At 62.4% G+C, this 13,631-nt stretch carries 16 protein-coding genes and 1 tRNA gene; 14 read left to right on the forward strand and 3 right to left on the reverse strand.

Going from position 1 to position 13,631, the window contains the following annotated elements; genetic code table 11:
- Positions 1-131 precede the first annotated feature (131 nt).
- The 8 genes from ffh (at position 132) to smpB (ending at position 5,189) form a co-directional block, all read left to right on the forward strand.
- Positions 132-1,463, forward strand: a complete 1,332-nt coding sequence (ffh, locus tag NZ993_08555; GenBank protein ID MCS7155837.1) for a signal recognition particle protein — start codon at positions 132-134, stop codon at positions 1,461-1,463.
- Positions 1,464-1,497: 34 nt separating this feature from the next.
- On the forward strand, positions 1,498-1,956 hold the full coding sequence (rpsP, locus tag NZ993_08560; GenBank protein ID MCS7155838.1) for a 30S ribosomal protein S16: 459 nt from the start codon (positions 1,498-1,500) through the stop codon (positions 1,954-1,956).
- An 85-nt stretch (positions 1,957-2,041) separates the two neighbouring features.
- Positions 2,042-2,299, forward strand: coding sequence for a KH domain-containing protein (locus NZ993_08565; GenBank protein MCS7155839.1), 258 nt, complete (start codon positions 2,042-2,044; stop codon positions 2,297-2,299).
- Complete coding sequence (gene rimM, locus NZ993_08570) at positions 2,296-2,829, forward strand: ribosome maturation factor RimM (GenBank protein ID MCS7155840.1); 534 nt, start codon at positions 2,296-2,298, stop codon at positions 2,827-2,829. Before NZ993_08565 ends, rimM begins: the two co-directional genes overlap by 4 nt.
- Positions 2,829-3,521 (forward strand): tRNA (guanosine(37)-N1)-methyltransferase TrmD, encoded by a 693-nt coding sequence (trmD, locus tag NZ993_08575; protein ID MCS7155841.1) that lies wholly within the window; start codon positions 2,829-2,831, stop codon positions 3,519-3,521. The genes rimM and trmD overlap by 1 nt, the downstream gene beginning before the upstream one ends.
- Positions 3,522-3,532: 11 nt before the next feature.
- Complete coding sequence (gene rplS, locus NZ993_08580; protein ID MCS7155842.1) at positions 3,533-3,901, forward strand: 50S ribosomal protein L19; 369 nt, start codon at positions 3,533-3,535, stop codon at positions 3,899-3,901.
- Positions 3,898-4,728 carry a hypothetical protein gene (locus tag NZ993_08585; protein MCS7155843.1) on the forward strand — a complete coding sequence of 277 codons (831 nt, stop codon included), beginning with the start codon at positions 3,898-3,900 and terminating at the stop codon, positions 4,726-4,728. Before rplS ends, NZ993_08585 begins: the two co-directional genes overlap by 4 nt.
- Positions 4,725-5,189: an SsrA-binding protein SmpB gene (gene smpB, locus NZ993_08590; protein ID MCS7155844.1), complete on the forward strand. Its 465-nt coding sequence runs from the start codon at positions 4,725-4,727 to the stop codon at positions 5,187-5,189. The genes NZ993_08585 and smpB overlap by 4 nt, the downstream gene beginning before the upstream one ends.
- 30 nt (positions 5,190-5,219) lie before the next feature.
- Here smpB and NZ993_08595 read toward each other — a convergent pair.
- Positions 5,220-5,310 (reverse strand) — tRNA-Ser (locus tag NZ993_08595).
- A gap of 106 nt (positions 5,311-5,416) precedes the next feature.
- Between NZ993_08595 and tyrS the strand changes: the two genes are divergently transcribed.
- From tyrS to NZ993_08610, 3 genes are read left to right on the forward strand one after another with little or no spacing between them, the layout of a single operon-like run.
- Positions 5,417-6,634, forward strand: coding sequence for a tyrosine--tRNA ligase (gene tyrS / locus NZ993_08600; GenBank protein ID MCS7155845.1), 1,218 nt, complete (start codon positions 5,417-5,419; stop codon positions 6,632-6,634).
- Positions 6,631-7,704: a glycosyltransferase family 4 protein gene (locus NZ993_08605; protein ID MCS7155846.1), complete on the forward strand. Its 1,074-nt coding sequence runs from the start codon at positions 6,631-6,633 to the stop codon at positions 7,702-7,704. The genes tyrS and NZ993_08605 overlap by 4 nt, the downstream gene beginning before the upstream one ends.
- A gap of 11 nt (positions 7,705-7,715) precedes the next feature.
- The gene (locus NZ993_08610; GenBank protein MCS7155847.1) at positions 7,716-8,870 is read left to right on the forward strand and encodes a trypsin-like peptidase domain-containing protein; all 1,155 of its coding nucleotides are present in this window, start codon (positions 7,716-7,718) and stop codon (positions 8,868-8,870) included.
- A 50-nt stretch (positions 8,871-8,920) separates the two neighbouring features.
- Here the strand turns inward: NZ993_08610 and dnaN are convergent, their stop codons facing one another.
- Both dnaN and dnaA read right to left on the reverse strand, forming a co-directional pair.
- Positions 8,921-10,099, reverse strand: a complete 1,179-nt coding sequence (gene dnaN / locus NZ993_08615; protein ID MCS7155848.1) for a DNA polymerase III subunit beta — start codon at positions 10,097-10,099, stop codon at positions 8,921-8,923.
- Positions 10,100-10,114: 15 nt separating this feature from the next.
- On the reverse strand, positions 10,115-11,557 hold the full coding sequence (dnaA, locus tag NZ993_08620) for a chromosomal replication initiator protein DnaA (GenBank protein ID MCS7155849.1): 1,443 nt from the start codon (positions 11,555-11,557) through the stop codon (positions 10,115-10,117).
- Positions 11,558-11,921: 364 nt separating this feature from the next.
- Here dnaA and NZ993_08625 point away from each other — a divergent pair, with 364 nt between their 5' ends.
- From NZ993_08625 to plsX, 3 genes are read left to right on the forward strand one after another with little or no spacing between them, the layout of a single operon-like run.
- Positions 11,922-12,395, forward strand: a complete 474-nt coding sequence (locus tag NZ993_08625) for a DUF177 domain-containing protein (GenBank protein MCS7155850.1) — start codon at positions 11,922-11,924, stop codon at positions 12,393-12,395.
- 12 nt (positions 12,396-12,407) lie between these two features.
- Positions 12,408-12,596 carry a 50S ribosomal protein L32 gene (gene rpmF, locus NZ993_08630; GenBank protein MCS7155851.1) on the forward strand — a complete coding sequence of 63 codons (189 nt, stop codon included), beginning with the start codon at positions 12,408-12,410 and terminating at the stop codon, positions 12,594-12,596.
- Positions 12,597-12,619: 23 nt separating this feature from the next.
- Positions 12,620-13,630 (forward strand): phosphate acyltransferase PlsX, encoded by a 1,011-nt coding sequence (plsX, locus tag NZ993_08635; GenBank protein MCS7155852.1) that lies wholly within the window; start codon positions 12,620-12,622, stop codon positions 13,628-13,630.
- Position 13,631 lies beyond the last annotated feature (1 nt).

Raw genomic sequence — 13,631 nt, forward strand, 5'->3', positions numbered from 1 at the left:
CCCACCTATAAGCTACGGCCGGATGCGAGCGGCGCTCAAGAGCTCGAGGCTCCTTCTTAGAAGCCTCTTAGGTTGGCTGGGGGCGCAGGTGCTTTCGTACTTTTATGCAATAGGCTTGGAGAAGAGGGGCTATGTTTGAGGAGCTCTCTCAGAAGCTAGAGGCCGCGCTCAAGACACTGCGCGGCGAGGGCCGCATCACGGAGCTCAACATCGCTGAGGCGATGCGCCAGGTGCGCCGGGCGCTACTTGAGGCGGACGTGCACTATCAAGTGGCGCGGGACTTTACCGAGCGCGTAAAGGAGCGCGCCTTAGGGCAGCGCGTCTATGCGCAGGTTTCGCCTGGGCAACAGTTTATCAAGATCGTCTACGATGAGCTGGTCGCGCTTCTCGGTGGGCAGCGCGAGGAGCTTCGCTTTAGCGCGCATCCGCCTACGGTGATCCTGATCGTGGGCTTACAGGGTTCGGGCAAGACGACCTTTTCGGCCAAACTTGCGGCGTATCTCAAGCGAAAAGGTCGCGCTCCTCTGCTGGTGGCGGCCGACGTACATCGGCCTGCCGCCATAGAGCAGCTGCGTGCGCTAGGAGCACAGATTCAGGTGCCGGTTTTCAGCCTGGCCGGGGCCGAGGCCGTGCGCGTGGCCGAAGAGGGGGTTCGAGAGGCCCGACGCGCTGCGCGCGACGTGGTGATCCTGGACACGGCCGGCCGCTTGCACATCGATGAGGCCATGATGCAGGAGGTGGCGGCCATCAAGCGGGCCGTGCGGCCGCAGGAGACGCTCTTTGTGGTCGACAGTATGACCGGGCAGGACGCTGTGCGGGTGGCCAAGGCCTTCCAGGAACGGCTTGATTTCGACGGGGTGGTGCTGACAAAACTGGACGGAGATGCCCGCGGAGGGGCGGCTTTGTCGATCCGCTACGTGGTGCAGAAGCCCATAAAGTTCGCCTCAACGGGCGAGAGGCTCGATCAGCTGATGCCCTTTCATCCGGACCGCATGGCGCAGCGCATTTTGGGCTTTGGCGATGTGCTCTCGCTCGTGGAGCGGGCCCAAGAGCAGTACGATCGGGAGCAGGCCGCCTTGTTGGAGCGCAAGCTTCGCAAGGCAGAGTTCACCCTGGAGGACTTTTACGCGCAACTGGGGCAGATTCGCAAAATGGGCTCCTTGCGGGAGCTTCTTTCTATGATCCCGGGCGCACAGAAAGCCCTGCCCAAAGATTGGGATCTGGATGAGCGCGCTTTGCGCCGCATTGAGGCCATGATTTGTTCCATGACCCCGGAAGAGCGCCGGCATCCGGAGATCCTAAACGCGAGCCGGCGTCGTCGGATCGCGCAGGGAAGCGGGGTGGAGCTGCGCGAGGTAAACCAGTTCCTGCGCCAATTCGAAGAGCTGCGCCGCTGGATGAAGACCTGGCAGAAACTTGGCAAACAGGGCCGCACCTTGCGGGGCTTTCCGTTTTTTCGTTAACTTAAAGATCCCGACAAAATAAGGAGGCGCTCTTTTGGCCGTTAAACTGCGTTTGCGGCGCCTGGGGCGCAAAAAACGGCCGGTCTACGAGCTTGTGGCCGCCGATGCGCGCGCGCCCCGTGACGGACGCTTCATTGAATCCTTGGGTCAGTACAATCCCTTGAGCGAACCGCCTGAAATCCGGCTGAAAGAGGAGCGGGTGCTGTACTGGCTGCGCAACGGGGCCATTCCCACGGATACGGCCCGAAGCCTGCTCAGGCAGGCCGGAATCTTGCTCCGGTGGCACCTAGAGCGTTGGGGTAAAAGCCCGGAGGAGATTCAGGCCGCCTATGAGGCCTGGAAGGCGCAGCGGGAGGCCAAGCTGGAGGCCGTTCGGCAGAGGGTCATGATGCGCAAGGCAGAGCGTCTGGAGCAGGAACGCCGACTGGCCCAGCAACGAGCCGCCGCCCGGCAGGCTGCCGAAGCCGCAGCTGAGGGCGCAAGCGCCGAATGAACCTGTTAGCCCCGTCTTGCCCTCGCCCCAGGCTATAGCCATAGGCTCTGATCCTGGGCCGGGTTCGGATTAGGGGGAGGAAACCATGAAAGATTTTGTGCTCCACATCGTGCAGCACCTGGTTGATCATCCGGAAGCGGTGTACGTGCGCGATGAGCTTGGCGCGGATGGGCGGGTGGTGTATCATCTGCGGGTTGATCCGCGGGATGTGGGCAAGGTGATCGGCAAGGGCGGAAAAACGGCGCAGGCGCTCCGGTTACTGCTTGCTGCTGCCGCCGCTCGGCGGGGGCAGCGGGCTCGGCTTTTGATCGCCGACGCACGATCCGATCGTACTCCGTCATGATCTCGCCCGAGCAGTTGTGCTTGATCGGGCGCATCCGCCGTAGTCACGGGTTGCGCGGTGAAGTGCGGGTTTATCCCGAGACGGATTTTCCGGAGCGATTTGGCAAGCTTGAGCAAGTTTACATAGGGCCGGATCCGACTCGGGCGCGGCCGATGCGCGTAGAGCGGGTGCGCTTGGAGCTTACGCATCGGCTTCCCGTGGTACTCAAGCTGGCTGGCGTGCTCACTCGGACGCAGGCCGACACCCTTGTAGGTATGTCCCTCTACATCCCCGAGGAGGAGCTTTGGCCCCTTCCGGAGGATAAGGTTTACATCCACGACATCCTCGGCGCCCAAGTAGAGACGGAAGACGGACAATATTGGGGGCAGGTTCAGGATGTGTTGCGGATGCCGGCGCAGGATGTATACCAAATTCGGCGACCCGATGGGCGTTTGGTGTTGTTGCCGGCTGTGGAGGCCTTTGTGCTAGAGGTGGACGTTCAGAGGCGTCGGCTTTTGGTGCGCCCCCCTGAGGGGCTGTTGGACCTCTGATGCGGGTCGATATCATCAGCGCCGTGCCCGGGCTTCTTGAGGGTCCGCTGCGGCACGGGGTGTTTCGGCGGGCCCAGGAGCGAGGCAGACTCGAGGTGATGGTGCACAACCTGCGCGACTACGGAATCGGCCGCTACAGGCAGATCGACGATTATCCCTATGGCGGCGGGGCGGGCATGGTCTTGCGGCCAGAGCCTATTTTCGCCTGCGTCGAGCGTCTCATGGCCGAGCGGTCCTATGATGAGGTAATCTACCTTACGCCCGATGGCGTTCGTCTCACGCAGGCCTTGGTTAACGAGTTGTCGCTAAAAGAGAACCTCATCGTGCTCTGTGGGCATTACAAGGGGGTCGACGAGCGGGTGCGCCAGCGCCTGGTAACGCGCGAGATCTCGATCGGAGATTATGTGCTCTCCGGAGGGGAGTTGGCAGCTTTGGTCTTGCTGGACGCCGTGGTGCGCCTGTTGCCCGGGGTGCTGGGGGATGCTGAGTCTGCGCTCACGGACTCTTTTCAAGCGGGTATGTTGGACGCGCCCTGGTATACGCGTCCGGCTGAATTTCGCGGCATGCGCGTGCCCGAGGTGCTGCGCTCGGGAAATCATGAGGCGATTCGGCGCTGGCGCGAGGAACAGGCCCTGCAGCGTACACGTGCGCGTCGGCCGGACCTGTTAGAGGATTCAGAAGCCCAAGCATAAGGAAACGGACCATGGAACAGCTGATGCGGATAGTGGAAGCCACGCAGCTTCGCGATGACATCCCCGCTTTTCGCCCGGGGGACACGATCAACGTGCATGTGCGCGTGATCGAAGGCGATAAAGAGCGCATCCAGCAGTTTCAGGGGGTCGTGATCGCCATTCGGGGCGAGGGGGCCAAGAAAACCTTTACGGTGCGCAAGGTCTCCGATGGCGTAGGGGTAGAGCGGATCTTCCCCCTCTACTCCCCCCGTATCGCCAAAATCGAGCTCATCCGGCAGGGCCGCGTGCGGCGCGCCAAGCTCTACTACCTGCGAGGGCTGCAGGGCAAGGCTGCGCGCATTCGGGAAAGACGGCCCACCTCGACAGATAACGGCGGGTGACGGATCGAGTCTACACGCGTCGGGTTGCGATCTGGGACTTGCCAGCAGCCCGCCTTTGGGCTTGGGCAGCCGAGCGCTTCCACTCCTCAGGGGTCCGCTTTGCCGTTTGCCTCGGCAGTCCGGCTCAATGCACCGAATGGCTGCGCAGCGGGCAGGTAGAGCTCGGGCTGCTGTCTCCTTTGGAGTACGCTCGCCATCAAGAGCACTACGAGCTCGTTCCCGGTGTCTCGATCAGCACCCAGAGCGCCAACCCAGCCGCGCGCCTGTTTCTGGGGCGTCCCCTAGATCAGATCCAGAGCATCGCGCTCGATCCCCGAGCCCTTGGGGAGGCCGTGATCGCGTACGTGGTGCTTCTGGAGCACTATCAGCGAAAGCCGGTCTTTGTGCCCCTGCGGAGGCCAGATTTGGAGGAAGGGCTGCGCAGAGCGGATGCTGTGCTCCTGGTGGGGGAAGAGGCCTTGCTGACGCGTTTTCCGGGGGTTGTGCTCGATCTGGGTCAGGAGTGGTTCGAGCTGACCGCTATGCCCCTGGTGTGGGCCTTATGGGCTGCGCCCACGGGGGGGCTGGATGATCCCACGGTAAGGGCCCTGGTGGAGCTCCGGCAGTGGGCCGATGCGCATCGGGGGGAATACCTGCGCACCTTAGAGCCCGCGCCCCCCTACCGGGACTATTGGGAACAGGTGCGCATAGACCTCGATCCATACCTCCAGGCGGGTCTGGAGACCCTTTTGGAATACTGCTTTCTGCACGGGCTTCTGGATGAGTTCCCGATGCTGGATTTTTACCGTTACTCTCCCCCTGATACCGAGCCCAGGAGCGCCCCGTGACCGGCCCCGGCCAACATACCGTTGCGACCAACCGCAAAGCCCGTCACGAATACGAGATCTTGGAGACCCTAGAGGCCGGGATCGCGCTAGCGGGCACGGAGGTGAAGGCGCTGCGGCAAGGCAAGGCCAACATTCAAGACGCCTACGCCACGATCGAAAACGGCGAGGTCTGGCTGCGGAATATGCACATCAGCCCCTATGAGTTCGGCAACCGCTACAATCACGACCCCCTGCGGCCCCGCAAGCTGCTTCTGCACAAGCGGGAGATTATGCGCCTATACGGCAAAACCCGCGAGCGGGGGCTAACGCTCATTCCGCTGCGGATTTATTTCAAACGGGGATGGGCAAAAGTGGAGCTTGCCCTCGTGCGGGGCAAGCGGCAGTATGATCGTCGAGCCGAGATCGCCGAACGCGAGGCCAAGCGGGAACTGGAGCGACTGCTAAAACGCCACCGCGCGTAGCCAAGACCGCGTCGGCCGGGCGGGTGTGCGTGGCGGAGGGGGTGGGATTCGAACCCACGAGGCCCCGGTGGGGCCTGCCGGTTTTCAAGACCGGTGCATTCAACCGCTCTGCCACCCCTCCGGACCATAAAGTTACAAAGGACCCAAGTTCCGAGGAAGCTTTTCCGGCCGCGACAGGGCGTCGTATTTTGCATGTCTCCAGTCCGGTTAGCTGCGTACTAAAGCCTATGGTCTTTCCACCGATCGAAGTGCAGTTGCGGCTTATCCGCCGAGGGGTGGCGGAGATCATCTCCGAACAGGAGCTCGTGCAGAAGCTGCGACGCGCCGAGGACACAGGCAGGCCGCTGGTGGTCAAGCTCGGCTGCGACCCGAGTCGGCCCGATTTGCACCTGGGCCACAGCGTGGTGCTGCGCAAGCTTCGGCAGTTTCAGGATCTGGGACACGAGGCCGTGCTCGTAATCGGGGATTTTACCGGCATGATCGGAGATCCCACGGGCAGAAGCAAAACCCGTCCGGCGCTGTCGCTGGAGGAGACGCGCCGCAACGGGCAGACGTACTTCGAGCAGGCGAGCAAGATCCTGGATCCCGAGCGTACGCGCATCGTCTACAACTCCGCCTGGTTGGCCTCGATGACGTTCGCCGACGTGATCCGGCTTGCGAGCAAATACACCGTGGCGCGCATGCTGGAGCGCGACGATTTCCAGAAGCGCTACCGAACCGGAGAGGCCATCGGCATCCATGAGTTCCTCTACCCCCTGGCGCAGGCCCAGGACTCCGTTTTTCTGAAAGCGGACGTAGAGCTGGGAGGCACCGATCAAAAGTTCAATCTGCTTGTAGGGCGCGACATCCAGCGGGAGTCCGGTCAGGAGCCTCAGGTCTGCGTGCTGTTGCCTATTTTGGAGGGCACCGACGGGGTCGAGAAGATGTCCAAATCGCTCGGCAACTACATCGCCTTAAACGAGGCCCCGGAGCAGATGTACGGCAAGGTGCTTTCGATCCCGGATCATCTGATTTACCGGTATTTCGAACTCGCCACCGACGTGCCCGAGGAGGAGCTTCCGCAGCTTGCGGCCTGGGCCCAGCGCACACCGCGCGACGCCAAACACCACCTGGCCTGGACGATCGTGCGCATGTATCACGGTCCGGAGGCCGCCGACCGGGCGCGAGCGCACTTTGAGCGGCTCTTCGTGCGCCGGGAGATCCCCGAAGAGGTGCCCGAATGGAGGGCCCCTGAGGCGCAAATGCCGCTTGCGCAGCTGCTGCGTCAGTCGGGTCTGAGCACCTCCACCTCGGAGGCGCGCCGTTTGATCGAGCAAGGGGGGGTGCGCGTGGAGGGTCAGCCGGTCACAGATCCGGGAGCCGTATTGGAGGTGCGGCAGCCGGTCTTGATTCGGGTCGGTAAGCGGCGCTTTGTGCGGGTCCTGCCCCCATTAGAGCATTCATGAAATCGCGGCGCATCGGGCTCATTACGAGCTGGCCGCTTAGCTTTGCCGAAGGCAGCGGCACCGCGACGTATGTGCGCGCCTGGATGGCGGCTATGCGCGCGCGCGGATACGAGGTGCGACTTTTCGGCTACCGTAGCCCTTTTCGCCACTACGGGCTGCAGCTGCTAGACCGGGTGCGCTGGAACCGCTGGGCCTTGCCTCGGCAGATCGCCTCGGCCAGGCCGGACCGGCTGGTGGCCCTGGATTGGGAGGGGCTCTTCTTGGATCGGCCTGCCGAGGTGCAGCTGCCGCTGGCGATTTTCGCGGACATAGCCCCGACAGAGCCGGGGCTGTATCGTTGGGCGTTGCGTTGGCAAGCCCGCATGGAGGCGCGCGCCCTTCAGCGGGCCCCCGTTGTGGTGGCTATTAGCCGCTTCGCCCGGGAACGGATCAGCCGGCGCTACGGCCGCCCTGAGGCGCGGATCGAGCTCATCTATCCGGGCTTCGATCATGAGGCCTGGCTTGCGCTGTTGCGCGCGCAAACGCGCCGGCCTCGGCAGATCCCGGAAGTGCTGGCCGTGGCCCGTCTTTATCCTCGAAAGGGCATCCGCTATCTGCTGGAGGCGGGGGCGGAGCTGAACCGCCGCGCCGTTTCGTGGCGGGCCACGATCGTAGGGGATGGACAAGAGGCCCAGGCTTTGCGCGCTTTGGCTGAACGCTTAGGTCTGCAAGCGCAGCTGCGCTGGGCCGGGGCTGTGGAGGATCGGGCCCACCTGGCGTATTACTACCGAAACGCAGACGTATTCTGCCATCCCAGCTTGCACGAGACCTTCGGGTTCGTGCTGCTGGAAGCTATGGCGGCGGGCCTGCCCGTGGTCGCCGCACAGGCGGCCTCTATGCCGGAACTCGTCGAAGAGGGCCGAACAGGCCTGCTCGTAGCCCCAGCCCAGCCTCAGGCGTTGGCCGACGGGCTTGAGCGGCTCTTGCGTGACCCGGAGAGACGACGCCTTCTGGGGGAGGCCGCTCAAGAGCGGGCTCGGGGCTTTTCGTGGCAGACCACTGCCGCCGCATTCGAGGCTCTGCTGGCATAGGAGGATCGCCTATGCGTAGGCTTTGGGGGCTGCTCTTGGTTGGCTTGCTCGGCGCCGTGGCCTGTCACGGCACCGCCCAGGCCCCACCGGAAAACCCCGCCCTGTCGAGCCCCGGGGCTCGCTGGCTTGCCGCATATCGGGATGAGATCGCGCAAGGGCGACGCAATGCGATCACCATGGCCATCGAGAAGGTGAGCCCGGCCGTGGTGAGTATCAGCGTCACGAGCGTGGAGCGTTACGTGAATCCGTTTTATGATCCGTTCTTTGACTTCTTCTTCGGCGGGCGTCAGAGCCCGTATCTGGAGCGCCCCGTAACCAGCGTGGGCTCGGGCTTTTTGATCTCCTCCGATGGCTATATCGTCACCAACCAACATGTGATCGGCGAATCGGCCGCCCAGATCACGGTGTCGCTCAAGGGTCGGCACTATGAGGCCAAGCTCGTGGGGGCCGATCCCGTGACGGATCTGGCGCTGCTTAAAATCGAACCCGATGGCCCTCTGCCCTACGTGGAATTCGGCAACTCCGATAGCCTGATCGTGGGCGAGTGGGTGATCGCTTTGGGCAATCCCTTTGGGCTTTTCATGGATCAACAGCCCACCGTGACCGTGGGCGTGGTAAGCGCCGTGGGGCGCAACTTCCGCCCCAACCCCCAGGAGCCTCGTGTATACAGGGGTATGATCCAAACGGACGCCGCCATCAATCCCGGCAACTCCGGCGGGCCCTTGGTCAACGCGTTGGGGCAGGTCGTCGGGGTGAACACGTTCATCTACACTGGGGGGACCAGCGGGGGGTTTGTGGGTTTGGGCTTTGCGATCCCCTCAAACCGGGTCCGTGAGATCGTGGCGGAACTTAAGGCCAGGGGCTATGTGGACCGCCAGATCTACACGGGCATCCAGATTCAAGACCTTACGCCCCGCCTGGCGCGGGCTTTGGGCTTGCGTTCCAGCGAAGGGGTGCTCGTAGCCAATGTGGAGCCCAACAGCCCTGCGGAGGCGGCGGGCGTGCGGCCGGGAGATGTAATACTGGCCATAAACGGCGAGCCTGTATCGAGTACGCAGTTTGCCTTGGCCGCGATCCGAGACGCCCGTGTGGGGGAGGTTCTGGAGCTTGTGATCTGGCGCCAAGGGGGCACGCAAACGGTGCGGCTGCGGATCGCCCGCCGCTAGCGGGGCGAGACCCAATCTGCCTCAGAGGATCACGGCCAAGGCGGGGCCCCTCAGTAGGGGTTGAGCATCACCGGCATGATGAGCATCAACACGTCTTCTGCGTTCTCAGATCGGGCGGGCTTTAGGACGGCCGCCCGATTGGGGCGCGTACATTCTAGGAGCACCTCGGCAGCGTCCAAATGGGAGAGGGCCTCCGTTAGGTACTTCGCATTGAACCCTATTTCCAGAGGCTCTCCCTCCAGCTCCGCTATGACGGTTTCTTGGGCCGAATTGGCGCGATCCAGGTCTTCAGCCTCCAGCAGCAGCTCCCCCGGCTTGAGATGCAGGCGCACCTGATGCACCTGCGTGCTCGCGTATAACGCTACGCGCTTGAGGGCCTTAAGAAAGGCCTCCCGGTCTATGCGAAGCCGGCGCTCCCAGGAGGTGGGGATCACGGCTTCGTAATTCGGGTAGGCCTCCCCGATGAGGCGTGTAACAAACAGCACCCCGCCCCACGAAAAGGCGGCTTGGTTGGCGCCCAGCCGAATGCGGCATGTCTCGGCTGTGTCTCGTCCAAGCATTTTGCTCAGCATCCCCACGACCCGCGCGGGGAGGATGGCGTTTCGGCTCTCTTGGACGGAGCCCTGGAACAAGTGGGCTGAACGCAGGCGCACCAGGCGGTGACCATCGGTGGCGACCAGGCGCACCTCCTCAGGACGCACCTCCAGGAGCACCCCGTTCAGGGCGGGCCGCAGATCGTCTGTGCTGGCCGCGAAGAGCACTTGCTCGATTGCCTGCCGAAGCTCCTCTGCGGAGGACGCTAGCTCGGTGCCCTCCTCCAGATTGGGACGGCTGGGAAACTCTTCAGCTGGCAACGTGGCCATCCGATAACGCCCATGCGCTGTGGTGAGCTGCAGCGAACCGGAGGCCACCTCTAGCACGATGGGCTCCGTGTCGAGGGCTCGGAGCGTATCCAGGAGCCGACGAGCCGGAACGGCCACCCGGAAGGGGGGGGCGGACAGGGGCAGGCTGCGCTCCACGAAGATCTCCAGATCTGTAGCCGATAACCGAAGCCCATGGCCGTCGGACTCCAGCAGCACGCATTCCAAAATGGGCATTGTGGAGCGCGAGGGGATGGCGGGGGCCAGTACCTGCAACGCTGTCAGCAGTGCGTCGCTTGCTAGCTCCAGACGCACTCCAGCCGCTTGCGTGTTCTCCTGCGAGGCATCGAGGGTGAAAACGGTGGACATGGCGTATATCCCTTTTTATAGTGCGTTTAGCTCGATCTTGCGCTGAATTTCTGCGATCATTTTGCGATAGCGTTCGTTTTCCTCCAGCAGTTGCTCGATCGATTCGCAGGCGTGGATCACGGTCGAATGATCCCGGCCGCCGAAGTGTAAGCCAATCGTTTTCAAAGAGGACTTGGTCAGCTTTTTGGCCAAGTACATGGCGATATGGCGAGCCAGGACGACCTCTTGCTTGCGCGTTTTGGCTCGCACCAGATCCTCCGGTATCCCGAAATAGGCGCACACTTGCCGCTGAATCTGCTCGATGGTCACGTTGAGCCGATGATCGCGGATGATATCCCGCAGAGCCTCCTTGGCCAAGGCCAAGTCTATGGGTCGGCTCTGGGAGGAGGACACGGCCAGCAACCGAATAATGGCGCCCTCCAGCTCGCGAATGTTCGAGGTGATGTGCTGCGCGATAAAGTCCACCACAGGTTCTGGCAGCGATAGACCCATGTCTGCGGCCTTGCGGCGCAGTATAGCCATGCGCGTTTCCAGATCGGGCGGCTGCAGATCTACGCTCAGCCCCCAATTGAAACGGGAAAGCAGCCGGTCTTCAAGGCCTTGTAAATCCCGTGGGGGGCGGTCGCTGGAGAGCACGATCTGCCGGTCGCTTTGGTGCAGCGCGTTGAAGATATGGAAGAACTCCTCCTGGGTCTTTTCCTTGCCCGCGAAAAACTGCACGTCGTCCACGATAAGCAGATCGATCTGCCGATAGAACAAAGAGAATTCGTTGACGCGGTTATGTTGGATGGCCATGACGAACTCGTTGGTGAAGCGCTCGCTGGAAATGTAGAACACCTTGACGCTCGGCATGCGGCGCTTGACCTCGTTGCCGATAGCCTGGATGAGGTGGGTTTTGCCCAGCCCCACGCCACCATACACCAAAAAAGGGTTAAAGGAGGTCTTGCCCGGGTTTTGTGCGATCGCCCAGGCTGCGCTGCGGGCCAGTTTATTGCAGTCCCCCTCGATGAAGCGTTCAAAGGTGTAGGACTCGTTGAGCTGGCTTTCGAAAGGGGGCTTCTGCAGCCCGGGCAGCACCATAGGATTGGGTAGGGGGGGCGATGTGGGCATGGGAGCCGAAGCTGAAGGCGTCGCGCGCCATTCCAGTCCTCTGGGGGGAGAAGGGGGAAGGGCTATGGGGTCGTCCTCTAGCGTGATCTCATACTGCACTTGAGCTGAGGATCCCAGCACATCGCGGATCGCGGCCCAGAACAAGCGGCCGTAATGCTCTTCGATCCACTCCACGAAGAACCCCGACGGCAGGCCCAGGATCAGCACCGGGCCCCCGGCCTCTTGCCGCAGAGCGATGGCGCGAATAGGCTCAAACCAGGTTTTGTAGGCGCGTAGTGGGATGTTGTCCCGGATCAACGCCAGGCAACGCGCCCAAACCTCTTGCGCCGTCGATTCGACAGCCGCCATGGTTCGCTGCTCGGGATGGTTATATCCGCGATGTGTGGATAAGTTTTCCACAATCCCCTCCCTACCGCCGTCCGTCGCGCCCAAAGCTAGGCAGAAGAGACGAGCGGCTCTCCCCAGCCGTACATGCGCGAGATCCACAAAAGCAGGGCTGATGCATGGCTTGGTGGTTTGGACAGAGAAAATAAAAATCACGCCCCGCCGATGAGGCCGGGTTAATTATGCACAACTTATCCACACGGAATGTCGAGTGCCCTATCAAACCTACGGCAGGTCTGGGCTCGGGTCAAGAGGAGATTGTGAAAAACGCGCCTTGTATCTTTGGGTGCATCCCGCTATTTTTGGGCTCTATCCGTAAACGGCCGCTATGATACGCATCCCCATCCTGCATCTTATCGAGGGGTGGCAGCGGATGCAGCTCTGGCATCCGGTGGAAGAGTTGGAGCTCGTTGAAAGCGGCTTTCGGGGCCAAGTCGAGATACAGGTGGATATCGAGCGTCGAGGGGGGCAGTATTTGGTGCTTTTGCAGACCAGCGCCCAAGCGGAGCTCATTTGCGATCGATGCTTGGAGCGTTACTCGGAAAGGTTGATCGGCAGCTATTCGATCCTTTACGCCCCTGAAGCTCCCCCTGTGCTTTCGGCTGAGGAGTTCCGGCCGATTCGGGTGGGCGTCCGGGATGTGGATATAACCGACGATGTGCGGCAGACGGTCCTGCTATCGATTCCGCTCAAGCAGGTCTGTCGAGAGGACTGTCTGGGGTTGTGTCCGGAGTGTGGATCCAACTTGAATCTGAGCTCGCATCGCGCCGGTTGTCCTCGCCGAGATCCCGTAGGAGCATAAGGAGGTCGCCTCATGCCCAATCCCAAACGCAAGCATTCCAAGTCGCGCCGGGACAAGCGGCGCACGCACTACAAGTTGGCAAAGCCGCATCACATCGAGTCATGTCCCAACTGCGGCGAACCCAAGGAGCGGCATCGCATCTGCCGCCATTGTGGTTTCTACCGAGGCCGTCGCATCCTGGTAAAACCCGAATCGGCGTAGCGCACAGGTAGGGTCCCCGATTCATGCGGATCGCGCTCGATGCCATGGGAGGGGATCACGCCCCCCATGTCACCGTCGCCGGGGCGATCGAGGCCTTGCAGCGCGCTCCGGGGCGGATAACGGAGGTGCTGCTAGTGGGTCCTGGGGGGCTGCTCGAAGCCGAACTGAAGCGGCTCGGGGGGCGTGAGTTGCCTCTGCGCATCGTCGACGCGCCGGAGGTGATCGGCATGGCGGAAAGCCCGGCGGTGGCGGTCAAAGCCAAGCCCCGCAGCTCCATCGTGGTGGGGCTTGGTCTGCACGCGCGCGGGGAGGCCGATGCGTTTGTCAGCGCTGGTCATACGGGCGCGGTCATGGCCGCTGCGCTCTTCGTGTTGGGTCGCCTTGAGGGGGTAAGTCGCCCGAGCATAGGCACCTACCTGCCCGGGCCGGAGGGGTTTTCGTTCATGCTGGATGTGGGGGCGAACGTGGACTGCCGCCCCGAGCATCTGGTGCAGTTTGCGCACATGGGGCGGATTTTTGTGCAGCACGTCTTGGGGCGCCCCGATCCCCGGGTGGCCTTGCTCAACATCGGGGAGGAGCCCTCCAAGGGCGACGAGCGCAGTAAACAGGCCTACGCCCGTTTGGCGCAGGATCCGTCCTTGCGTTTTATCGGCAACGTCGAAGGTCGCGATCTGCTCTTGAACCGGGCCGATGTGGTGGTTTGTGACGGTTTTGTGGGCAACGTGGTGCTGAAATTTGGCGAATCCTTTGCTACGGTCCTGGATCGTCTCCTGCAGGCGCGCCTGAAGGAGCTCTCCCTGGAAGCGAGGGCTCTTGAGGTTCTCGGATCCGCTATCGCCGAGCTGCGCACCCTCTTCGATTACGAACACTACGGGGGGGTTCCCCTGCTCGGCGTAAACGGTATCGTCATTATCGGACATGGGCGCTCTACGGCCAAAGCCATCTCGCAGATGCTCAGCCGAGCCGAAGAGATGGGGCGCTTGCAGGTCAACCGCCACATCGCCCAGGCCATGCAGGCGATTGGCGCCTCATAGC

This window comes from Bacteroidota bacterium, assembly GCA_025059945.1.
Lineage (GTDB): Bacteria > Bacteroidota > Rhodothermia > JANXDC01 > JANXDC01 > JANXDC01.